At 60.3% G+C, this 22,134-nt stretch carries 25 protein-coding genes; 7 read left to right on the top strand and 18 right to left on the bottom strand.

What is annotated here, in order from left to right; genetic code table 11:
* Positions 1-174: 174 nt before the first annotated feature.
* The 11 genes from HYE77_RS12970 to HYE77_RS12920 form a co-directional block, all read right to left on the bottom strand.
* Entirely contained in the window at positions 175-516 is a 342-nt protein-coding gene (locus HYE77_RS12970) for a ribonuclease E inhibitor RraB (protein ID WP_003193463.1), read from the bottom strand.
* Positions 517-729: 213 nt separating this feature from the next.
* Complete coding sequence (locus tag HYE77_RS12965) at positions 730-990, bottom strand: hypothetical protein (RefSeq protein WP_004371213.1); 261 nt, start codon at positions 988-990, stop codon at positions 730-732.
* A gap of 79 nt (positions 991-1,069) precedes the next feature.
* The gene (locus HYE77_RS12960; protein WP_004371215.1) at positions 1,070-1,675 is read right to left on the bottom strand and encodes an START domain-containing protein; all 606 of its coding nucleotides are present in this window, start codon (positions 1,673-1,675) and stop codon (positions 1,070-1,072) included.
* 44 nt (positions 1,676-1,719) lie between these two features.
* Complete coding sequence (locus HYE77_RS12955) at positions 1,720-1,974, bottom strand: YkgJ family cysteine cluster protein (RefSeq protein ID WP_004371217.1); 255 nt, start codon at positions 1,972-1,974, stop codon at positions 1,720-1,722.
* Positions 1,975-2,137: 163 nt separating this feature from the next.
* Positions 2,138-2,638, bottom strand: coding sequence for a translation initiation factor 2 (locus HYE77_RS12950; protein ID WP_102369692.1), 501 nt, complete (start codon positions 2,636-2,638; stop codon positions 2,138-2,140).
* A 104-nt stretch (positions 2,639-2,742) separates the two neighbouring features.
* Positions 2,743-4,182: a PLP-dependent aminotransferase family protein gene (locus tag HYE77_RS12945; RefSeq protein WP_008434911.1), complete on the bottom strand. Its 1,440-nt coding sequence runs from the start codon at positions 4,180-4,182 to the stop codon at positions 2,743-2,745.
* A gap of 312 nt (positions 4,183-4,494) precedes the next feature.
* Entirely contained in the window at positions 4,495-5,307 is an 813-nt protein-coding gene (locus HYE77_RS12940) for an OmpA family protein (protein ID WP_177068854.1), read from the bottom strand.
* Entirely contained in the window at positions 5,304-5,666 is a 363-nt protein-coding gene (locus HYE77_RS12935) for a DUF4398 domain-containing protein (RefSeq protein ID WP_177068853.1), read from the bottom strand. The genes HYE77_RS12940 and HYE77_RS12935 overlap by 4 nt, the downstream gene beginning before the upstream one ends.
* A 9-nt stretch (positions 5,667-5,675) precedes the next feature.
* Positions 5,676-6,491: an ABC transporter substrate-binding protein gene (locus HYE77_RS12930; protein ID WP_177019573.1), complete on the bottom strand. Its 816-nt coding sequence runs from the start codon at positions 6,489-6,491 to the stop codon at positions 5,676-5,678.
* 83 nt (positions 6,492-6,574) lie between these two features.
* Positions 6,575-7,504 carry an electron transfer flavoprotein subunit alpha/FixB family protein gene (locus HYE77_RS12925; protein ID WP_004371223.1) on the bottom strand — a complete coding sequence of 310 codons (930 nt, stop codon included), beginning with the start codon at positions 7,502-7,504 and terminating at the stop codon, positions 6,575-6,577.
* Positions 7,505-7,506: 2 nt separating this feature from the next.
* Positions 7,507-8,256, bottom strand: coding sequence for an electron transfer flavoprotein subunit beta/FixA family protein (locus HYE77_RS12920; RefSeq protein WP_004371224.1), 750 nt, complete (start codon positions 8,254-8,256; stop codon positions 7,507-7,509).
* A gap of 554 nt (positions 8,257-8,810) precedes the next feature.
* Between HYE77_RS12920 and HYE77_RS12915 the strand changes: the two genes are divergently transcribed.
* On the top strand, positions 8,811-10,475 hold the full coding sequence (locus HYE77_RS12915; protein WP_008434918.1) for an electron transfer flavoprotein-ubiquinone oxidoreductase: 1,665 nt from the start codon (positions 8,811-8,813) through the stop codon (positions 10,473-10,475).
* A 193-nt stretch (positions 10,476-10,668) separates the two neighbouring features.
* Here the strand turns inward: HYE77_RS12915 and HYE77_RS12910 are convergent, their stop codons facing one another.
* A complete protein-coding gene (locus tag HYE77_RS12910) occupies positions 10,669-11,559 on the bottom strand; it encodes an AraC family transcriptional regulator (RefSeq protein ID WP_004371227.1) in 891 nt (296 codons plus the stop codon).
* Positions 11,560-11,740: 181 nt separating this feature from the next.
* Here HYE77_RS12910 and HYE77_RS12905 point away from each other — a divergent pair, with 181 nt between their 5' ends.
* Positions 11,741-12,793, top strand: a complete 1,053-nt coding sequence (locus HYE77_RS12905) for an NAD(P)-dependent alcohol dehydrogenase (protein WP_177019619.1) — start codon at positions 11,741-11,743, stop codon at positions 12,791-12,793.
* A 139-nt stretch (positions 12,794-12,932) separates the two neighbouring features.
* On the opposite strand, the gene HYE77_RS12900 is transcribed toward HYE77_RS12905, so the two are convergent.
* The 6 genes from HYE77_RS12900 to HYE77_RS12875 all read right to left on the bottom strand — a co-directional run bounded on the left by HYE77_RS12900 (position 12,933) and on the right by HYE77_RS12875 (position 18,871).
* Positions 12,933-13,736 (bottom strand): IclR family transcriptional regulator, encoded by an 804-nt coding sequence (locus HYE77_RS12900; RefSeq protein ID WP_004371229.1) that lies wholly within the window; start codon positions 13,734-13,736, stop codon positions 12,933-12,935.
* 185 nt (positions 13,737-13,921) lie between these two features.
* Positions 13,922-14,887, bottom strand: a complete 966-nt coding sequence (gene araH / locus HYE77_RS12895) for an L-arabinose ABC transporter permease AraH (RefSeq protein ID WP_004371231.1) — start codon at positions 14,885-14,887, stop codon at positions 13,922-13,924.
* Between the two features lie 16 nt (positions 14,888-14,903).
* Positions 14,904-16,412, bottom strand: a complete 1,509-nt coding sequence (araG, locus tag HYE77_RS12890; RefSeq protein WP_004371233.1) for an L-arabinose ABC transporter ATP-binding protein AraG — start codon at positions 16,410-16,412, stop codon at positions 14,904-14,906.
* Complete coding sequence (locus tag HYE77_RS12885; RefSeq protein ID WP_008434927.1) at positions 16,409-17,389, bottom strand: substrate-binding domain-containing protein; 981 nt, start codon at positions 17,387-17,389, stop codon at positions 16,409-16,411. Before HYE77_RS12885 ends, araG begins: the two co-directional genes overlap by 4 nt.
* Before the next feature lie 31 nt (positions 17,390-17,420).
* On the bottom strand, positions 17,421-18,242 hold the full coding sequence (locus HYE77_RS12880) for an SDR family oxidoreductase (protein ID WP_004371237.1): 822 nt from the start codon (positions 18,240-18,242) through the stop codon (positions 17,421-17,423).
* A gap of 149 nt (positions 18,243-18,391) precedes the next feature.
* Positions 18,392-18,871: a GNAT family N-acetyltransferase gene (locus tag HYE77_RS12875; RefSeq protein ID WP_004371239.1), complete on the bottom strand. Its 480-nt coding sequence runs from the start codon at positions 18,869-18,871 to the stop codon at positions 18,392-18,394.
* A 112-nt stretch (positions 18,872-18,983) separates the two neighbouring features.
* On the opposite strand from HYE77_RS12875, the gene HYE77_RS12870 reads away from it, so the two are divergent.
* The 5 genes from HYE77_RS12870 to HYE77_RS12850 all read left to right on the top strand — a co-directional run bounded on the left by HYE77_RS12870 (position 18,984) and on the right by HYE77_RS12850 (position 22,109).
* A complete protein-coding gene (locus HYE77_RS12870) occupies positions 18,984-19,643 on the top strand; it encodes an HD domain-containing protein (protein WP_177027701.1) in 660 nt (219 codons plus the stop codon).
* 86 nt (positions 19,644-19,729) lie between these two features.
* Positions 19,730-20,923 (top strand): MFS transporter, encoded by a 1,194-nt coding sequence (locus HYE77_RS12865; protein ID WP_177068852.1) that lies wholly within the window; start codon positions 19,730-19,732, stop codon positions 20,921-20,923.
* Positions 20,924-21,008: 85 nt separating this feature from the next.
* A complete protein-coding gene (locus tag HYE77_RS12860; RefSeq protein ID WP_008434934.1) occupies positions 21,009-21,356 on the top strand; it encodes a hypothetical protein in 348 nt (115 codons plus the stop codon).
* A gap of 48 nt (positions 21,357-21,404) precedes the next feature.
* Entirely contained in the window at positions 21,405-21,671 is a 267-nt protein-coding gene (locus HYE77_RS12855) for a hypothetical protein (RefSeq protein ID WP_087692767.1), read from the top strand.
* A 57-nt stretch (positions 21,672-21,728) separates the two neighbouring features.
* A complete protein-coding gene (locus tag HYE77_RS12850; RefSeq protein ID WP_177041392.1) occupies positions 21,729-22,109 on the top strand; it encodes a Rho termination factor N-terminal domain-containing protein in 381 nt (126 codons plus the stop codon).
* Positions 22,110-22,134: the final 25 nt, after the last annotated feature.

Raw genomic sequence — 22,134 nt, 5'->3', positions numbered from 1 at the left:
TACAGCTCCATCCATTGCGCATTACCGCTTGTACCGAATCGCTCTCCTCCTTTGCGATCTTCCCTTTGGCCACCCTGCTCGGGTGGCTTTTTTTTGCGCAGGATTTTTCCCGCGCCAGAAACAAAAACGGCCGACCCAAAGGTCAGCCGATACGCTGTGTTGTTGCTCATGTCGCTACATGGGTAACCCACGCACCTCCTGTTTCACGCCCCATCCCTCGATGATTCCGCCCAAGGGCTCGACCACCGCCTCAAAGTCCTGCTCGAAGTCTCCTATGCCGTCGTAGGTGGCGAACATGATTTTGCTCAATTCCAGGTACCAGGCGCCGTCATCCCGCGCGCTGACCTGGGCATTCAGGGATTCCCCACGAAACCGACCCGCAGCCCGCCGCGCACGTTCCTCATCCGGGAAAATGGCGTAGAACTCGATGGGGTGGAAACGCGAGAAGTCAAAGCCGCCCTCTTTCATGCGGCGCAACACGTTGGTGCTGATGTCTTCTTGATAGGCTGTGCTCATGAAACGTCCTCCTCAAACCGATGGATAGACTTTCCGTGCTTCCCAAGGCCCGCGCTGCAAGGACGCGGGTGTTACGGCAGTGACGTCGCCGCTGGGAGACAAGCATGTAGCTGACAAGACCAGACCTTAGCGATTCATTCGCTGATCTCCATTGCAGAGTAGCGCGAAGCTATCACCTCCACCAGAGTCTGTTTAAAGGCGTACAGGGAATGTTCAGGCGGCGGGGTCGACCTTGAGGTCTTTGATGCTGTTTTGATCTTTCAGAATCTTGACCGTGGGTTCGGCGATACGCCCCTCCAGATCGTTGAGATCCAGTTCCTCCAGCACCGGTGATACGCGGGCGCGAACCAGGCGCGCAGCTTCTTCAAGCGTGGGTTTCTGCTCGCACTCGAATTGCTCGACTACCGACTCACCATGATCATTGGTGAAGGAAACGTTCCACTTTGGCATCAGAGCCTCCTCGATAAAACCCATGGGTGGGCTTACATCTATCTGGACCTTGAGGGCCTGGAAATCGTTCCACTCAAGGCAGGAGGCACCTGATCAACTGCAGTTATTTTTCAGCGTGTTCTTTCAGGGCTTTCAAGGTGTTGAACGGTGCGTCCACCACAAACTTGTTGGCCAGCCACGACGGCACGCTGCCACCTGGCTCGGTGTGCACCTGGTAGGTCACTTCGGTCAGGTTGTCGCCTTTAGGCACCAGTTTCCAGTAACCATCGACCTGGGCTACGCGCACATAGCCTTTGACTTCTGGCTGGTAGGTCGGCACTTCCAACAGCTTGCGGGTGACGGTGCCATCGGCAGCCTTGGTGGTGGTGATTTCCAGGATCGAGTCACGATCGGTCACCGGGAACGGTGCCTTGAACTGGGTGTAGGTCCAGCTCTTGTCGCCTTCCTGCTTGAGCAGTTTCTGCGACTTGCATTCGTGGATCCAGGAACAGGCCCCCGCCACGTCTTCCTGCAGCGCCTGGATCTTGGCCAGCGGCGCCTTGATGGTCGTCACACCGCGATAAGCCTTGTACTTGGAACCGGCAATTTCACTCAAGGACACTTTGATGCCGTCTTCATCCTTGGCCGTCTGCCAGTCTTCAGCATGCGCTGCGGCAGCGAACAACGCGGTAAAACCGCACAACACAGCAATTCGTTTCAGTGAACCCATGGTCTTATTCCTTATTGTTGAAGTTCAGTACTTTGAACAGCCCACTAAGCCGCCGTCATCTGTTCCCACCAGCCGATCAACCTGATCGCTTCTGCCTGGCTACTGCCACAGACCTCGATATCCGCCTGGAACGAACTACACACTGCCGGCCGCTCAGGCTGGCCAAACAACTGGCACAGTTGTTCGACCGAAAGATGCAGGCAGCGTTCGCCCGCCGGTTTGCCGGCAGGCATTCCCGGCAACGGAGAACTGATGGATGGGGCAATGCAGCAAGCGCCACAGCCTTCACGGCATTTCATGACGAACAGATCCTCGACAACTCAAGCGTTGATGGCCACGTAAGACTACGCCCTTAAACAGACGTTTTAAATTGGCTTAACAGGGGTTTTTCACCGAAAACAAAAGTGACTGACCAGTCTGCGACAGAAGGTCAGGGGTGCGCGTCACGTTTACTCGTCGGGTTTATTGCTTGAACTGGAAATCCAGCGCTGCGCCTTCTACTTCGCGGCGTTCTTCGTTGCGCAGTTGCAGCTGCATTTCATTGCTGAGCAGGCGCCCGTTGATCTGGAATGCACTGTTGTCAGTGGGCTTTTCGGCAAACATCGGCGGCAGCAGCGGCACGTTCTTCGGCTGCGGCATGGTGCCGAGGGGTTGCAGGTGGCGGACCATGTTCGACGGCAGGCTCAAATCCAGCTCTGCAGGCGGCAGCGGCGTCTTGGCGACTTCGTGGGCCGACTTTGACTTGCTGGCGATAGGCGCACGTTTTTTCACCGGCGTTGCTTTCTTTGCGGGGGCTTTCTTCGCGACCGGTGCCTTCTTGGCCGCAGCGGCTTTTTTCGCCGGCACCGTTTGCTGGGAGCTGGCAGCAGGCACCGCTTCACTAGCGGGAGCCGCCAGGACAGCGCCAGCGTTACACAGGCTTAACACGCAGATCAGCAGGGCAGCAGGAAAGGTATAAGTCATATCGCCAGCAGCATTAACGGCAGAAGGCCATATGCTCGCTTGTTGAGGACGGTATGACAAGCATGGTAATTAGCCAGCTACCCGTCGTGTCCCCTTTCCATGCCTCAAAAACCCGCCGCAGTCTCCTGGCATAACTGGCTTGCCAGCATCCCGAGGGTCATCAAGGCGCGCTCCGCCTCGCGGTTCCACGGGGTGCCGCAGTTCAGGCGAATACAGTGGTTGAACTGTTCCGTATTACTGAAGATCAGCCCCGGTGCAATGCTGATGCCCTGCTGCAAGGCGCGCACGTGCAGTTCCTGGGTATTGACCCGTCCAGGCAAACTGACCCACAGGATAAAACCGCCGGTCGGGCGGGTCATCTGGGTGCCTTCGGGAAAATACTGCTGCACGGCCAGCTGGAACGCGCTGAGGTTCTTGCGGTACTCCTGGCGGATATAGCGCAGATGGCGGTCGTAGCCGCCATTCTCCAGGTACGCCGCCGTGCCCATCTGGGTCACGCTGCAGGCCGAATGGGTGCTGAACATTTGCAGGCGCTGGATTTCCTGCTGGTACTTGCCGGCAATCATCCAGCCAATGCGAATGCCCGGTGACAGGGTCTTCGAGAAACTCGAGCAATAGATGACCCGGTCCAGACGGTCGTAGGCTTTCAGGGCCTTGGTGCGGCCCAGTTCGAACATCAGTTCGCCATAGATATCGTCCTCGACCACCTGGATATCGAAATCCGAGGCCAGGCGCAGCAACTGTTTCTGCCGCTCTTCGGGCATGGTGCCGCCCAGGGGATTGCTCAGGCGCGTGGTCAGCACCAGGGCCTTGATCGACCATTGGTTGGCTGCCAGTTGCAGGGCTTCCAGGCTCATGCCGGTGGCCGGGTCGCTGGGGATTTCGATGACCTTCAGGCCCAGCAGATCGGCCAGTTGCAGCAAGCCGTAATAGGTCGGCGATTCGGCGGCGATCAGGTCGCCGGGGCGGGTCAGCACCCGCAGCGACATCTGCAATGCATCGACACACCCATGGGTGATCACCACTTCGGAGGGGTCGACCACCACCCCGGCATCGCGCATACGGATCGCCACCTGGCGCCGCAGCGGCTCGAAACCCGGGCTGAACATGTAGCTGAACGCCCGCGGGCTCTGGAAACGCGTGACCTTGGCCAGTTGCTGATGCAGCGCGCGCACAGGCAGGTAGTCGACACTCGGCACGGCGGCGCCGAGCGGGAACACGCCTTCGCGGCGGGATTCCACCAACACCTGTTGAATGATGCTGCTGCGGGTGACCAACCCTGGACGCTCGACCCGGGCGATGTCCGGCGTGGGCGCAGTGAGCGCCGGCGTCTGGTGCACGTAATACCCGGACTGCGGCCGCGCGCGAATCAAACCCTGGTCTTCCAGGTTCGCGTAGGCCTGCAACACGGTGGCGTGGCTGACGTTGAGCTGGGAGCTCATTTTGCGTACCGAAGGCACGCGCTCGCCCGGTTGATAGACACCGCGGCGGATATCCTCAGCCAGCTGCTGGGCGATACGTTGGTAGAGCAACAGATTGGTCATGACGCAGCACTCGATTTCACGGGTATTTTATTTTTGTGTGAAACATACCGGCACAGTTTAGAAGTGTACGGGGACAGTTGCCACAATAGTCGAGCGCGGGCGGCAGTGATAGAAAAAACTGTAAGGGTTGCGAACTGAATCGCGGGCATAAAAAACCCGATCATTGATCGGGCTTATGTGGGAGCTGTCGAGCTTCAGCGAGGCTGCGATGCAGGCGCTGCGGTCTCGCAGGTGCACCGAGGCGATCCTGTCGCAGCCTCGCTGGGGCTCGACAGCTCCCACAGGAATCACCTTTCACCTTGAGAATCAGGTTTAGCGAGCAGCGCCCAGCTGGCCTTTCTCGTCGGAGAACACAATTTCTACCCGACGGTTCTGCGCCCTGCCCCGCTCAGACGCGTTGGCTTCGACCGGATACTGATCGCCGTAGCCTTCGACCTGAATGCGTTTTTCGTCGATCCCCAGGTCGCTCAGTACATCCGCAACCGCTTGAGCGCGGTCCCGGGACAGTTTGATATTTTCCTGTTCGCCGCCGGTATTGTCGGTGTAACCCTCGATGCGCACCACGCGCTTGGGGTTCAGTTGCAGGAACTGCACCACTTTGAGCACGGTGCGGTTGGCCGAGTTTTGCAGCTCTGCATCACCCGTATCGAACAGCACGTCACCCAGGGTCATCACCAGCCCGCGATCAGGCTGGACGGTGGTCAGGCTTGATATCTGCGCCTCAATCCATTTGCCCTGTTGCTGAACGCTGGAGAGCTTGGCTTCACGCAGGGCCAGTTGCAGGCGCTGGCGTTCCAGCTCCAGCTTGACCCCACGCTCCTGATTGAGTGCCTGCTCGGTGTGTTCCCGGGCAATCGCGCTGTAGCGCTGGCTCAGGTAGGCGTAATGCGCCACATCGACGCCGCTGCCCCAGAAGCTGGAGAAACGGTCGGCACGGGCCAGGGACTCACCGGCGCGAATCACGTCCTTGGGTGCGATACGCAGCACATTCGAATCTTCCTTGACCTTCTGGAAGTCAGTGCTGGCCTGTTGCAAGGCGAGGTTACTGTCGGGATGGGTCGCACAACCACCCAGCGCACTGCCCAGCAACACCACACAGCTCAACCCACGCATCAACGGGCTCATTGGGCGTCTCCCAACTGCAACTGCTTGCGCAGGCGGGTGATACGGGTGTTGAGCACGTTCAGTTGCTCCTGGCTTTTGCGGGTCAGCACCAGCGCTTCCGCCAGGCGGGCGTCCAGCTCGGCTTCTTCAGCCTGCATGCGGGCGTCCTTGTAGGATTCATCGGCCATGTCGGCACGGGCCTGGGTGAACTTGTCTTCCGCCAGCTTCAGCTCGGGCGAATCGCTGGCGACGGCGCCCACGGCGCTGGCTTGTTCCAGGGCTTGCTGGGTCAGGCGCATTTGTTCATTCGGCGCAGGATCGGCTGCACATCCCGCCAGAGCTACAACGGCGAGGGCCGCGAAAAGAGGTCGAATAGTCACTGAAAATCCCTACTTTGTTGGGGTGCCGACGGGTTGCTGCAACTGCGCTTTCCAGCGCTCAAGATTGCTCTGCAGCGCGGTTTCCGCCAGACCGGACGCGGGCAATTCTGTCATCTTTTTGGCGAGCTGTCCGCGCAACCACGGATCGTTGCAGGCGGAGTTGTGGGAAATGGCCAGGTACAGGCCCGGCTGGTCGATGGGGATTTCCCGCGCCACCAGGTCGTTGCTCATGCCCAGGGTCTGGGCCATGGCCATGCCGGAATAACGTCCGGCGAGTACGTAGTCCACTTCTCCCAACAGCAATTTCTGGAACGCCGGGGTCAGGGTGGGCAGGCGCTGCAGGGTGAGTTGCTCACCGGCGAAGGTTTCAAAGTCGCGGCTCAGGCGTGCCCTTTCCGACACCGCGCCCTTGTGGCCGTGCAGGTCGCCGGCCTGGCTGTAGGCCAGGGTCGAATCCTTGCGGGTCCAGACCAGATAATCGGTTTGCACCAATGCCGGGTGGATGTAGTCGAGGGAGTCCAGGGCGTCGAGGGTCAATGGCGCGTCGGCGAGGATGTCCATGCGCCCGCTGCGCACTTCTTCCAGCGCCAGGGAACGTTTGCCGCCGTACAGCAGGTCGATTTTCACCCCGAGGTCTTTGGCCACTTGCTGCAGCATGTCGGCGGTGGCGCCGATCAAGTGCGTGGGGTCCTGGGGATCACGCCACAGATAAGGCGGGGCGTCCGGGCTGCCGGTGATCACCAGCCGATCACATTTGCCCGCCGCCAGCGACACCGTCGGCAGCAGTGACAGGGCCAGCAGTACAGTCCAGGGACGCAATTCCATGGCAGGGTTCTCCAGTTGAAAAATTACCGGGCAAAAAAAAGCCCGGTCAAAAGACCGGGCTCTTTATAAGTGAAGCGGCTGGATTAGACCAGCTTCTCCAACTCGGGTACGGCTTCGAACAAGTCCGCCACCAGGCCGTAATCAGCCACCTGGAAGATCGGTGCTTCTTCGTCCTTGTTGATCGCAACGATCACCTTGGAGTCTTTCATACCGGCCAAGTGCTGGATCGCGCCGGAGATACCGACGGCGATGTACAGCTGTGGCGCAACGATCTTGCCGGTCTGGCCGACCTGCATGTCGTTCGGTACAAAACCTGCGTCGACGGCAGCGCGGGAAGCGCCGACCGCAGCGCCCAGCTTGTCGGCCAGGGCGTACAGGTGCTTGAAGTTGTCGCCGTTCTGCATGCCGCGGCCGCCGGAAACGACGATCTTGGCAGCGGTCAGTTCTGGACGATCGGACTTGGCCAGCTCTTCGCCAACGAAGCTGGAAGTGCCAGCGTCGTGGGCAGCAGCCACAGCTTCAACCGCAGCCGAACCACCTTCAGCTGCAACCGGGTCGAAACCGGTGGCACGCACGGTGATGACTTTTACCGACGCAGTGGACTGCACGGTAGCGATGGCGTTACCGGCATAGATCGGACGCTTGAAGGTGTCGGCGCTTTCTACCGAAACGATCTCGGAGATCTGGTCAACGTCCAGTTGCGCAGCAACGCGCGGCAGGATGTTTTTGCCATTGGAGGTGGCAGCAGCCAGGATGTGGCTGTAGCCAGCGCCCAGCTCTGCTACCAGCGGCGCAACGTTTTCCGGCAATTGGTGAGCGTAGGCTGCGTTATCGGCAACCAGTACTTTGCTCACGCCAGCGATTTTGGCAGCGGCCTCAGCCACGGCACCAACGTTTTGGCCAGCGACCAGGACGTGGATATCACCACCGATTTTGGCGGCGGCGGCGACAGTGTTCAGGGTGGCCGGAGCCACGACCTTGTTGTCGTGTTCTGCGATTACCAAGATAGTCATGGTTAGATTACCTTCGCTTCGTTTTTCAGTTTCTCGACCAGTTCAGCCACCGACTTGACCTTGATGCCCGCGCTGCGTGCAGCCGGCGCTTCGACTTTGACGGTCTTGTTGGTGGAGGCGGTGGAAACGCCCAAAGCGTCCGGAGTCAGCACTTCGAGAGGCTTCTTCTTGGCTTTCATGATGTTTGGCAGGGACGCGTAGCGCGGCTCGTTCAAACGCAGGTCGGTGGTGACGATGGCCGGCAGTTTCAGGGAAACTGTCTGCGCGCCGCCGTCGATTTCGCGGGTCACGGCAACCTTGTCGCCGCTCACTTCGACTTTCGAGGCGAAGGTGCCCTGGCCGTAACCGGTCAGTGCAGCCAGCATCTGGCCAGTCTGGTTGTTGTCGCTGTCGATGGCTTGTTTGCCGAGGATCACCAGCGATGGCTGTTCCTTGTCGACAACGGCTTTCAACAACTTGGCAACGGCCAGGGAAGTCAGCTCTTCAGCGGATTCGACGAGGATGGCGCGATCGGCACCCAGCGCCAGGGCGGTACGCAGCTGCTCTTGAGCAGTGGTCGGACCGATGGAAACGACGACGATTTCAGTCGCAACGCCTTTCTCTTTCAGGCGTACGGCTTCTTCCACGGCGATTTCGCAGAAAGGGTTCATCGACATCTTGACGTTAGCGAGGTCGACGCCGGAATTGTCCGCCTTGACGCGAACTTTCACGTTGTAATCGACAACGCGTTTGACAGCTACAAGAACCTTCATGGATTCCTCGTTACTCTCCGGTGAAAAGAAAGTCGCCTAGGCGAACCTGGCGGTTTGATGCTCATCGGCACACAAGGGCACCTCCAAAAACACCGGCAATCGTCGGCGGGGGACCTTGCTCACGGGAGTGATGACCGTTCGTCAGCGGTGACTGAGAGGTCATTCATTATCGTGGCGTGTAAACTGCGCGCCATCGTGGCTCGCGCGTCACCCTTATTTGCCTTCAGCCTGTCTTTCGAGGTGGCCTTGAAACCCACAGTCTGCCTACGGGATGCGCAAAACCGACCGTATATTGACCGGAACGCCTATTCCGGTCAATACGCCAAAATGGTCAGTTATAAGCCGCGTTGCTTTGATTTACCTAGCTTGCGGGCAATTCAAACAAACGTTTGTATTGGACGCTGAGAGTGGTGTAGATATAATGCGCCACCTAGAGAGAAAGGTGGGTCGTCCCCTGCCCTTTGCATGAGATTGATGCAGGCATTGTGGGACGGATCACCGAACCTCCACCCATTAGAAAAAAAAGCCGTTGAGCCTTGAGTAGGAGATAGCCTGTGGAACGCGAATACATGGAATTCGACGTGGTCATCGTCGGCGCTGGCCCGGCAGGCCTGTCTGCCGCCTGCCGATTGAAGCAGAAGGCCGCCGAAGCCGGTAAGGAAATCAGCGTCTGCGTGGTCGAAAAAGGCTCCGAAGTCGGCGCTCATATCCTGTCCGGTGCCGTGTTTGAACCCCGTGCCCTGAACGAACTGTTCCCGGACTGGAAAGAACTCGGTGCGCCGCTCAACACCCCTGTTGTGCGTGATGACATCTATGTACTGCGCTCCAGCGAAGCTTCCACCAAGGTGCCTGACTTCTTTGTGCCCAAGACCATGCACAACGAAGGCAACTACATTATTTCCCTGGGCAACCTGTGCCGCTGGCTCGCCCAGCAGGCCGAAAACCTGGGTGTGGAAGTCTACCCGGGCTTCGCCGCCCAGGAAGCGCTGTTCGACGAAAACGGCGTGGTGCGCGGGATCATCACCGGTGACCTGGGCGTCGACCGTGAAGGCAACCCGAAAGAAGGCGTCTACACCCCGGGCATGGAACTGCGTGGCAAGTACACGCTGTTCGCCGAGGGTTGCCGTGGCCACATCGGCAAGCAACTGATCCAGCGCTTCAACCTGGACAGCGACGCCGACGCCCAGCACTACGGCATCGGCCTGAAGGAAATCTGGGAAATCGACCCGGCCAAACACCAGCCAGGCCTGGTGGTGCACACCGCCGGCTGGCCGCTGGACATCATGAGCGCCGAGAACACCGGCGGTTCGTTCCTCTATCACCTGGAAAACAACCAGGTGGTCGTCGGCCTGATCGTCGACCTGTCCTACAGCAACACCTTCCTGTCGCCGTTCGACGAGTTCCAGCGCCTCAAGCATCACCCCGTGCTGGCCCAGTACCTGGAAGGCGGCAAACGCATCAGCTACGGCGCCCGCGCCATCTGCAAAGGCGGCCTGAACTCGCTGCCGAAAATGGTGTTCAAGGGCGGCGCGCTGATCGGCTGCGACCTGGGCACCCTGAACTTCGCCAAGATCAAGGGCAGCCACACCGCTATGAAGTCCGGCATGCTCGCCGCTGACGCCGTGGCTGACCGCCTGTTCGCCGAATCCGAAGGCGGTGACGAACTGACCGCTTACGTCGACAGCTTCAAGAACAGCTGGCTCTACGAAGAACTGTTCGCCAGCCGTAACTTCGGCCCGGCGATGCACAAGTTCGGCCCGATCATTGGTGCCGGCTTCAACTGGTTCGACCAGAACATCCTCGGCGGCAAAATGCCGTTTACCCTGCACGATACCAAGCCGGACTACGCCTGCCTCAAGCTGGCCAAGGACAGCAAGAAGATCGACTACCCGAAACCCGACGGCAAGCTGAGCTTCGACAAGCTGAGTTCGGTGTTCATCTCCGGTACCAACCACGAAGAAGAACAACCGTGCCACCTGAAGCTGAAAGACCCGAGCATCCCGATCGGCACCAACCTGCCGCTTTACGATGAACCGGCGCAGCGCTACTGCCCGGCCGGCGTGTATGAAGTGATCACCAAGGAAGACGGCGAGAAGCGCTTCCAGATCAACGCCCAGAACTGCGTGCACTGCAAGACCTGTGACATCAAGGACCCTTCGCAGAACATTACGTGGGTGACGCCGGAAGGTGCGGGTGGGCCGACTTACCCGAATATGTAAATCCGCTGCTTGAACAGAAGGCTCCCAAATGGGGGCCTTTTTTGTAGCCCAGAAAAAGACCCATCGACTCGGTCAAATGTGGGAGCGGGCTTGCTCGCGAAAGCGGTGTATCAGTCACAGATGTTTTGGCTGAACCACCGCTTTCGCGAGCAAGCCCGCTCCCACATTTTTGACCGAATTGTGCCCGGGAGAGTTATGCCGCCCGCTCATCCCCAGGGCTGCGCTCGAAGTAGCGCTTGTATTCCCGGCTAAACTGCGACGTGCTCTGATACCCCACACTATGGGCCGCCTGCGCCACGCCCATGCCTTCCACCAGCAGCAACTGCTGCGCCTTGAGCAGCCGCAGACGCTTGAGGTACTGCACCGGCGACAACAGCGTGCAGCGCTTGAAGTGTTCGTGGAAGGTCGACGCGCTCATGTGCGCATAACCCGCCAACGTCTCGATATTCAGCGGCTCGGCGTAATGGGCATGCAGGTGATTCAACGAAGTCGCCACCCGCGAAAACTGCCCCTGCTGCTCCACCAGCGCGCGCAACACATCCGCCTGTGGCCCGCGCAATGCGGTGAACAATAATTCCCGCACCCGCGCCGGACCCATGATCCGGCTCTCCAGCGGATCGTGCAGGCACTGCAACAGGCGTTCGACACAGCCGCGCATGGCGTCGTCCAGCACCACCGAACTCATCGACTCCAACGTTTGCGCCGCTGGCGGTGGCCCGCTCTGGATCCCCATCGCCATCACCAGCTCACCCAGCACCACCCGATCAATGCCCACCGTCACCCCCAACAGCGGTGCATTCGGCATGGCAAAAGTCTCGCATTCGAACGGCACCGGCATCGCCTGGATCAGGTAATGCCCCGCGCCGTACTCCAGGGTACGCGGGCCCAGGTACGCGACCTTGCTGCCCTGGGCGACGATCATCAGGCTCGGTTCATAAATCTGCGGGCCCCGCGCCACATCGCAACTGGCACGCAATACCTGCACGCCCGGCAGGTTCGTGGGCGAGAACCCATCACGGGGTGTCAGGGGTTCGATCAAGGCAACCAACGCGGCATTGGCATCGACATGGCGGGTCAACAACATGGCAAAAACTTCGCGAAAAAGGGGATGAGACCATCATCGCAGGTCTGGCGCCACAACGATCCAATCCAGGTGCACTCCCGGACGAATAGGCATGAGACTCGGAGCAATCGCCATGGCCGCACCCAGGCACGGCGCGGAGAATGCGCCACCTCACCTGTTACTGCACCTGCGAGGTTTCTCCATGTACACCGCCATCGGTTATGCCGCTCAATCGGCCACCACTCCCCTCGCCCCCATGTCCTTCGAACGCCGTAGCCCGCGCGTCGATGACGTGGCGATCGAAATTCTCTACTGCGGCGTCTGCCACTCCGACATCCACCAGGCACGCAACGAATGGGGCATCGCCGTGTACCCGCTGATGCCGGGCCACGAGATCGTCGGTAAAGTCACCGCCGTCGGCGCCAGCGTCACCGCGCACAAAGTCGGTGACCTGGTGGGTGTTGGCTGCATGGTCGACTCCTGCCGTCACTGCGACGCCTGCCACGCGGACCTCGAGCAATACTGCCTCGAAGGCCCGACCATGACCTACGCCACCCCGGACCGGGTCGACGGCAGCAACACCATGGGCGGCTACTCCGACAGCATCGTGGTCAGCGAGCACTTCGTGGTGAAGATCCCGGCCAAGCTCGACCTGGCCAGCGCCGCGCCGATCCTCTGCGCCGGCATCACCACTTACTCGCCGCTCAAGCACTACGGCGTGAAGGCTGGCGACAAGGTTGGCGTTCTGGGCATGGGCGGTTTGGGCCATATGGGCATCAAGTTCGCCAAGGCCATGGGCGCGGAAGTGACGCTGTTCACCCGCTCCGCGAGCAAGGCTGAAGAAGGCCGTCGCCAGGGCGCCGACCACGTGATCGTGTCCACCGACGAAGCCCAGATGAAAGCCGCTGCCGGGCATTTCGACTTCCTGCTGGACACCATTCCGGTGCAGCACGACTTGAATCCCTACCTCGACGTACTGCGCTTTGACGGCGTGCACATCCTGGTAGGTTTGATCGAGCCGGTCGACCCGCCCGTCAACGCTGCCAAGCTGGTGCTGGGCCGCAAAGTGCTGGCCGGTTCGTTGATCGGTGGGATTGCCGAAACCCAGGAAGTCCTGGATTTCTGCGCCGAGCACGGCATCACCTGCGACATCGAGATGCTCGACATCCGCCAGATCAACGAAGCCTACACCCGCATGATTGCCGGTGATGTGAAGTACCGCTTCGTGATCGACATGGCGACCCTGAAGGCCTGATCATGATCGTTCCCACGCTCTGCGTGGGAACGCATGCTGTGACGCTCTGCGTCACCGTTGCGCAGGGCTCAAGTCCTGCTGGACGCGGAGCGTCCGAAGCGGCATTCCCACGCGGAGCATGGGAACGATCACGGCCTGATCAGGCCTTCGCGCCCAACTCCGCTGACAGCCGTGCTGCGACCTGTTTGATCACAGGGATCAGCTCGGCCATTTTCTCCAGCGGCATGTAGGGCACGGTACTGGCGATGCTGATGCCGGCGACGATTCGCCGGCTGGCATCGCGCACCGGTGCCGCGACACAACGGATCGACGGTTCGTTGTCTTCCAGGTCGAATGCATAACCGCCCGCCACGTATTCCTGCATGCGCTGTTCAAACTGCGCCCAGGATTGCTCGGGGTGCTGCGGCCACTGCAGATTCTTCCCGCCCGTCGGCAGGCTGACCTGATACAGGCGCTGCCACTCTTCCACGCTGTCATCCAGCAACAACGCCTTGCCGATCCCGGTGCGCGCCAGCGGCATGCGATGGCCGACGCGCGAGCGCATTTCCGGGCCGTTGCGGCCAGGGTTCTTGTGCAGGTACAGCACGTCGTCGTATTCGCGAATAGCCAGGTGGATGGTATCGCCGGTCAACGCCGACAACTCGTCCAGATACGGCACTGCCAGGCTGACCAAAGGCAGTTCTTCACGGGCCTGGAAACCCAGCTCGATCAATTTGGGGCCCAGCAGATAACCGACTTGCGGCACTACGCGCAGGTAGCGTTCTTCCACCAGGCAACTGGCCAGGCGGTGAGTGGTGCTGCGGGTGGTGCCGATGCGCTTGGCGATTTCCTTCAGATCCCGCGCACCGGCCGCCACTGCCTGCACCACGCCCAGGCCACGAAGCAGGGTTTGAGTGCCGGTGGGCGCGGCTTCTTTGACGGGAGTTTGGGCGTTTTCCTGCATATCGGGCCTATTGGGAAGTACGAAAACGGCGAGCATTATGGCAAATGCGGACCAGCAAAACAGAGGAGATCAAAATGTGGGAGCGGGCTTGCTCGCGAATGCGGTTTTCCAGTTAATGCATACGCTGACTGACACACCGTTTTCGCGAGCAAGCCCGCTCCCACATTGGTCGTGTGGCGCCCTTTTTATCGCTGTTTCATGCGGTCGATAATCACCGCCAGCAACAGGATCGAGCCGCGAATCACGTATTGGTAGAAGGTGTCGATGTTCTTCAGGTTCATCGCGTTTTCGATGATCGCCAGAATCAGCACCCCGGCAATCACATGCCGGATCATCCCGATCCCGCCGCTCAGCGACACCCCGCCCAGCACGCACGCCGAGATCACCGTCAACTCGAACCCCTGGCCAATCATCGGTTGCCCCGAGGTCATCCGCGACGCCAGGATCACCCCGGCCAACGCCCCGATTACCCCGTGCACGGCAAAGATGATGATCTTGGTGCGGTCGACATTCACCCCGGCCAACAGCGCCGCTTCCTGGTTGCCGCCGATGGCCATGGTGTTGCGCCCGTAGGTGGTGTAGTTCAGCAACCAGCCAAAAAATACAAAGCACAGCACGGTGATGACGATTGGCACCGGCACGCCAAACAGCTGGCCGTTACCAAAGACGAAGAAGTTTTCGTCCATCACGCCGACCGCCTTGCCGTTGGAAAAGATATACGCCAGCCCACGCACGATCTGCATCGTCGCCAGCGTCGTGATCAACGCGTTGATCCGCAGCTTGGCGATCACGATGCCGTTGATCAGTCCCACCACCAGGCCCATGGCCAACGCCGCCGACACGCCGAAGAACACGCTGTCGGTGTCGCGAATCACGATCCCCGCCACCACGCCCGAACAGGCGATCACCGAACCCACCGACAAGTCGAAGTGCCCCGACGCCAGGCAAAACAGCATGGTGCAGGCCGCAATCCCCACAGTGGAAATCGCCAGCCCCAGGCCACGCATGTTCAGCGGCGAGAGGAAGTTGTCGATGAAGATGGCGCTGAGCACAAAGATGCTCAAGGCCGCCAGCAGCATGACCCAATCATCGAGAAACTTGCGCTGGTTGAACCCCGGCCAGAAGCTTCTTGCAGTTTTTACCTGTGACATACCCACCTCGTATTCTTCAGTCCCGCGTACGCGGAAGAGCCAGTTGCAGCAGCCGTGCTTCGTCCGCTTGATCGCGGGTCAATTCGCCGGTCAGGGCGCCTTCGCTCATCACCAGGATGCGGTCGGAGATGCCCATCACTTCCATCAGGTCGCTGGACACCACGATCACCGCGATGCCACTGGCCGCCAGGTTATGAATGATCTGGTAGATCTCCGACTTGGCACCGATATCGATGCCGCGGGTCGGCTCGTCCAGCAGCAACACTTTCATCGGCATCGACAACCAGCGGCCGAGAATCGCCTTCTGCTGATTGCCGCCCGACAGGAACAGAATCGGCTGGTCCGCCGACGGCGTGCGCACGTTGAGCGCGCTGATCTGCCGCTGGGCGTTGGTGCGTTCCCAGCCGCCCTGGATCAGCCAGCCGAAGCGCGCATGGTCACGCCGCGCACTGATATTGATGTTCTCCGCAACACTCGCGCGGGGCACGATGCCTTCCTTCTTGCGGTCCTCGGGGCAGAGCAACACCCCCGCCGCAATCGCATCCCGTGGTGTCTTGAACGTCTGCGCCTGGCCATGCAGCACCAGAGTCCCCTGGGTGCTGCGGGACAGCCCGGCGAGCAGGCGCAACAACTCTGTGCGCCCGGCCCCCACCAGGCCGAACAGCCCGAGAATCTCGCCCTTGTTCACCTGCAGGCTCACCGGTTCCTGCAACCCCGGCCCGAGCAAACCTTCGACTCGCAGCGCTTCACCGCAGTGCTCGCGCGGCCTGTAGTCGTAGATATCCTGGATATCGCGCCCGACCATGCAGTTGACCAGTTGGTCGACGTTCAACTGCGTCATGTCCTCGAACGTGCGCACGAAGCGCCCGTCCTTGAACACCGTCACCGCATCGCAAATGCGGAACACCTCCTCCATGCGGTGCGACACGTAGAGGATCACCCGGCCTTCATCCCGCAGCCGGGCGATGATCACCATCAGCCGCTCGATCTCACGGGCCGAGAGGCTGCTGGTGGGTTCGTCGAACGCAATCACATGGGCGTTGCGCGACATGGCCTTGGCGATTTCCACCAGTTGCCGCTGGCCGAGGGACAGGCTGCCCAGGCGCATGTTCGGATCGATTTCATCCGCCAGGCCCTTGAGCAGTTCCCGTGCCTTGCGCACCATCGCCCCGCGATTGACCACGCCAAAGCGCGACGGCATATGCCCCAGCAGCAGGTTCTCGGCGACGGTCATTTCCGGCACCAGTTGCAGCTCCTGGTGAATCACTGCAATGCCGCTGGCGATGCTGTCGGCCGCCGACTTGAAACTCACGCTGCGTTCGCCCAACTGCAAGCTGCCGCTGTTGGGCGGATAAAAACCGCCGAGGATTTTCAGCAAGGTCGACTTGCCCGCGCCGTTCTCGCCCATCAGCGCATGCACCGAATGGGGCCGCGCTTCAAAGCTGATCTGCGCCAGGGCCTTCACCCCGGGAAACTCCTTGCCGATGCCGTTGAAGCGCAGGCTCTCTGCAGCGGCGCTGTTCATTTCCACAGACCGATCTTGCTCAACTCTTCCTTGAAGTTGGCGCGGGTGATCAGGGTCACGTTATCCAGTGCGGTGAACTTGGCAGGCTCAGTGCCTTTGGTCACCCACTCGAACATCGAGGTCGCAGTTTTATAGCCGGACGCATCGGGGCTGAGCAGCATCGAGCCGTAGAAACCGGTGTCGGATTTCTTCAGTTCTTCGATGGCGTCGGTGCCGTTGATGCCCACGCCAATCACGTTTGTGGCCTTGAAGCCGGCGCTTTCGGTGGCGCGTACGCCGCCCAGTACGGTGCTGTCGTTCATGCCGCCAATCAGCAGGTTTTTCGCGCCGCTGGGCAGTTTCACCAGGGCCGAGTTGGTGGAGTCCATGGCGCCCGGCACGTCGAGGGTTTTCTGCGCGGTGAACAGGATATGGTCAACCGGCAGGCCGGCGGCCTTGAGGCCTTCTACCGAACCGTCGGTGCGCTTCTTGCCGGTTTCCAGCTCGTCGAAGGTATTGATGACGGCGTAGGTGTCCTTCCAGTCCCAGTTGCGATGCTTGGCTTCGGTGGCCATGGCTTCGCCTTGTTTCTGGCCGATCTTGTAGGCGTCCAGGCCGACGTAAGGCACGTCTTCCATGGGCTTGCCCTTGGCGTCGACGAAGCGGTCGTCTACCGCCAGCACTTTGAGGTTATTCAGCTTGGCCTTGGCCATGATCGCAGGGCCCAGGGACACGTCCGGCGGGCAGATCACGAAACCCTTGGCGCCGTTGGCGGCCAGGGTATCGATGGCGGACAGGGTTTTCTCGCCGTCGGGCACGGCGATCTTGATCACGGTGAAACCATGGTCCTTGCCGGCTTTTTCAGCGAAGGCCCATTCGGTCTGGAACCAGGGCTCTTCCGCCTGCTTGACCAGGAAGCCGATCTTTACTTCTTCGGCAGAGGCCAGGCCGCTGAGCGCCATCGTGAGGGCAAGGGTGCCTAGTGTTTTCTTGAGCATGAACCACCTCTTCTTGTTATTTGGAAAAGTTTTAATCGTGGTACATCACCGACCGCCCACCATCGATCATCAGGCAGGTGGCATTGATAAAGGGCGCCTCATCGGTCGCAAGAAACAGTGCCGTCATCGCCACTTCAATCGGCTGGCCGATGCGCTTGGGCGGGTGCAGGTCGAAGGCACGCTGGCGCTCGGCGTGCGGGTCGGCAAAGCCGTTCCAGTAATCGACGTTGAGTTGGGTTTCGATATAGCCCGGCGCGATGGCATTTACGCGGATGCCCTTGGGCGCGTATTCGATGCCCAGCGCGCGGGTCAGCCCGAGCAAGCCGTGCTTGGCCACCGGGTACGGGAAGCAGCCGGGAATGATGTGGCTGGAGTGGGTGGAGGCGATGTTGATGATGTTGCCGATGCCTTGCTCGATCATGTGCGGCAACACGGTACGGCAGCCGTACCAGGCGCCGTCGAGGTCGATGGCGAAGCAGCGGCGCCAGTCTTCGTCGGTCATTTCCAGCGGGTCGCGGAACACGTTGACGCCGGCGCAATTGACCAGCACATCGACGCGGCCAAAGCGTTCGATAGCGACGTCCACCAGGGCGCGCCATTGATCCTTGGAAGTGATGTCGACAGGTTGTGCGTAGATCTCGGCGCCGTGTTCGCGCCAGTGGGCGGCGACCTGCTCGACCTTCTCGCCCTGGATATCACCGATCACCAGGCGCGCCTGCTGAGCCTGGAAGCAGGCGACGATAGCCTCGCCAATGCCTTGGGCGGCACCGGTGATGACCACGACTTTGTTCTTCAGTCGCTCGCCGTAAGTCGGCTCGGGCACCGGAGGTAACGACAACGGTTGTGCCTGCATCGCTTCACCTGTTTTGTTTTTGGTAGTGAGTGCTGATGCGCAAGACTATAAACCCAGAAACCGGAACATCTCAATATATAAATTATCATCCCATATAGTGAGCAAATATATAAAAAAACCGGCTTTAAAAGCCGGTCCTTTATGCACACTTAACCCTGTGCGAAATCCCTGAGGGCGTCGCCTTCCATGCGGTAGCGTACCCACTCTTCCTGGGGCTGGGCACCGATGGATTTGTAGAACGCGATGGCCGGCTCGTTCCAGTCCAGCACGCTCCACTCGAAACGCCCGCAGCCGTTGTCGCAGGCGATTTTCGCCAGGTGGCGCAGCAACTTCTTGCCCGCCCCGCCACCGCGTTGCTCGGGGTTGATGTACAGGTCTTCGAGGTACAGGCAGTTGCTGCCCAGCCACGTGGAATAGCTGAAAAAGAACACCGCAAAGCCGATCGGCAAACCGTCGCGCAGGCAGATCAGGCCGTGGGCGGTGGCACCTTCACTGAACAGGCTGCGCTCGATGTCCACCACGCTGGCGATCACTTCGTGCCGGGCTTTTTCATAGTCGGCAAGCTCGGTGATGAAGGTCAGGATCTGCGCAGCATCGCTGGGCACGGCGGGGCGAATCTCGATGGTCATGGGCAGGCCTTGTCAGGGAAATAAAGCACACATACTAAGGCGCTTTAATGACCGATTGCAGTGCAATTTGATTCGCGGCTAACCTGCAGGCCATCGACCTTTGAGAATCCCCATGCCCTTCACGCCCTTGACCGACCTCGCCGCGACGTTATTGCCTCACGCCCTTGAGCCTTCGGAAGACGGCGCCCACGACCTGTCCCACTTGCAACGGGTGTGGCACAACGTGCGGTCGATCCAGGCAGAGGAAGGTGGCGATCTGGAGGTGCTGCTGGCGGCGGTGCTGCTCCATGACTGCGTCGCGGTGGAGAAGAATTCGCCGTTGCGTTCCAAGGCCTCAACATTGGCGGCGGACAAGGCCGGGCAGATTTTGCAGGGGTTGGCGTGGCAGCCCGAGACGATTGCAGCGGTGACCCACGCCATCGAGACCCACAGCTTTTCGGCGGGCCTGACGCCGGTGACGCTTGAAGCAAAGATTATGCAGGATGCCGACCGTTTGGACTCCCTGGGCATGATCGGCGTGGCCCGCACATTTTACATCGCCGGGCGCATGGGCAGCGGGCTGTATGACCCGGCTGACCCAACGGCGCAGCATCGCGAGTACGACGACAAGCGCTTTTGCCTCGATCATTTCCAGACCAAGCTGCTGCATCTGGCGAGCGGATTTCAGACGCCGACGGGGCAACGCATGGCCCTGGCGCGCCATGAACGGCTGAAGGGATTCATGGATCTGTTCATCGAAGAAATCGGCACACCATACTCCGCTGCGGGCTAACGCAAGCACCGCGAACCACAGAACAATCCCACGTGCCGTGCATGGTAAAAAGTTGGGCATAAATCCAACAGACGCAAGGCTCTTCCATGCACGCCTCACCTGCGGTTGGCGGAAAACTGTTCGCCCTCTTCTGCCTCGCCAGCTATTTGCTTTCCCTATCCTATGGCTCGACATTCTTGCTGTCGCTGCTGATCCATTCGCGCGGCGGCAACGAACACGACGCCGGCAGCGTGATCTCCATGGCGATGCTCAGCACCTTTGTGGCGGTGCTGGTTTCCGGGCATCTGGCCGACCTGCTGGGGGCTGCCAGGTCGATCGCCCTGCTCGGCGTATTGCTGGTGGTGGCGTGCCTGGGCTTTGCGCTGGCGCCGGGGTTCGGCGAGGGCTTGATGTTCTTTGGCTTGTCGTTGGGATTGGGCTGGGGCGTGTTCTACACGTTGGGGCCGATCATCGTCGCGATGCTGGTGGAACCGGCGCAACGGGCCAAGTATTTTGCCCTGCTGTCGGGCAGCATGATGACCGGAATCGGCTCCGGGCCACTGCTGGGGCGGGCGGCAAGTGCCCTGGATTTTTCGCTGACGGCGGCCTTTCATATAGCAGCGCTGGCGAGCTTGGTAGGTGTGCTGATTTTCTGGCGACTGGGTCGCGCGCTGAGTCAACACACCGCGCCGGCGGCGAAGATTTCCTGGTCGGCGACACGCAAGGTGCTGTCGTCCCGGGCGGTGTTCGCGATCATCATGGTGGGCCTCGGCGGTTGCGTGTTTGGCGGGCTGTCGAGTTTCCAGACCAGCTACGCGGCGTTGCACGGGCTGGACTATTCGCTGTTCTTCCTGGGCTTCATGAGTGCGGCGATTACCAGCCGCCTGCTGATCGCCGGCATCGTGGTCAAGCGTGATCCGTATTGGGCGGCGTGTGTGTTGTCCGGGTTGATGCTGGGGTCGATTTTCCTGTTCGGGTTCAGGGTCAGTGGCAACTACAGCTACCTGCTGGCGGCCGTCACCCTGGGCGTGGGTTATGGCCTGACGTATTCGGTGATCAATGGTTTGGCTGCGAACGAGGCACCTGCGGGCACCACGTCCCAGGCGTTGCTGCTGTTCAGCCTGGCGTACTTTATCGGGGTGTTCGGTTTCCCGTTGCTGGCGGGCAAGCTCATCGTCGAATACGGCATGCCGACCCTGTTGATGAGTGTACTGGCGGTGGCGCTGCTCAATTGGCTGATCACGGTGGCGCGGTTGATCTGGCGCCGAATCTCGTCACACAAAATCTTACAAGCGACCTAAGACCGTTCGTCGGTATCGAGGCACGAATCACAAACGGGGGCGGACCAATATCAGGTAAGGACATTAATCATATGGAGACACCATCATGACGACTTCCAAATTTGCCGCCCTCGCCCTCACCGGTTTGCTGTCTGCTGTTTCGCTGAGCAGCTTTGCCGCCTCCACAGGTTCCAGCACCGGCCCGACCGACCCTGTCGGCAGCCCGCCCAACCCGGCCGCCCAGGAGTCGAAGGACTCGATGGGTACCGGCATGGACACCAACGGCGGCGCCATCATCGACAACAGCAGGGACCCACGCACCCAGGGCGACGACACCAATCGCAACAGCGGTGCGGTGCCTAACGGCAAAATGGGCCCAGGTGCCACTTCGCCCTCGATCAATAAAGGCGATGACTCCAACATCCCCGGCGCGCCAAAACAGCCAGCGCCTTAATGCGCAAGAAAGACGAACACCCAACCATTTCCCAGTGAAGAGGTATGCATGAACGTCGATCACAACCTTGAAAAAGAAGTCCTCACCCGTCTGCTCCACGCTCATCCCAGTGGGTTGGGCAAAGAAGTGCTGGACAACTACCGAGGTGAAAAAGTGGTGGCCAGCGCCTTGGCCACCTTGCAGGACCGCGGGTGGATCAAGGAAGGCCATGTGACCTGCAACGATGCCGGTGAACATTCGCTGAACCTGCCGATCAAGCTCACCGCGTCCGGCGTGGAAGCGGCTCGCAAGCTTGAAAGCGAAGCGAGCCAATAACACACCTTGCCTGGTCTGGCCCTCGTATCTTGTATGAGGGCCAGAAGGAGTATCGCAATGCCTCGTGGAAGCAAAGCCAAATACACCACCGAACAGAAGCGCAAGGCCGCCCATATCGAAGCGAGTTATGAGCACCAGGGCTTGTCGAAAGAAGAAGCCGAGGCGCGGGCCTGGGCCACCGTCAACAAGCAGTCTGGCGGCGGCGAAAAGGCCGGCGGTTCAGGCCAGCGCAAGGCGCCGGCGAAGAAGTCCCAGGACCGGCATGAGTCGGCCAAGCGGGCTGCGGCCAGCCGTGAGGGGCATCCGCGTAACAGCCGGGTTTCGCTGGGTACGCAGACCAAGGAAAGCTTGCTGAGAGAAGCGCGTGCCAAGGACATTCCCGGGCGCTCGACCATGCGCAAGGATGAGTTGATTGAGGCGCTGAAAAAGGCCGGTTAACGCGGAACAAAATGTGGGAGCGGGC

It is taken from the genome of Pseudomonas sp. IPO3774, assembly GCF_013386835.1.
GTDB lineage: Bacteria > Pseudomonadota > Gammaproteobacteria > Pseudomonadales > Pseudomonadaceae > Aquipseudomonas.
This window is presented reverse-complemented; position numbering and strand designations above follow the sequence as displayed.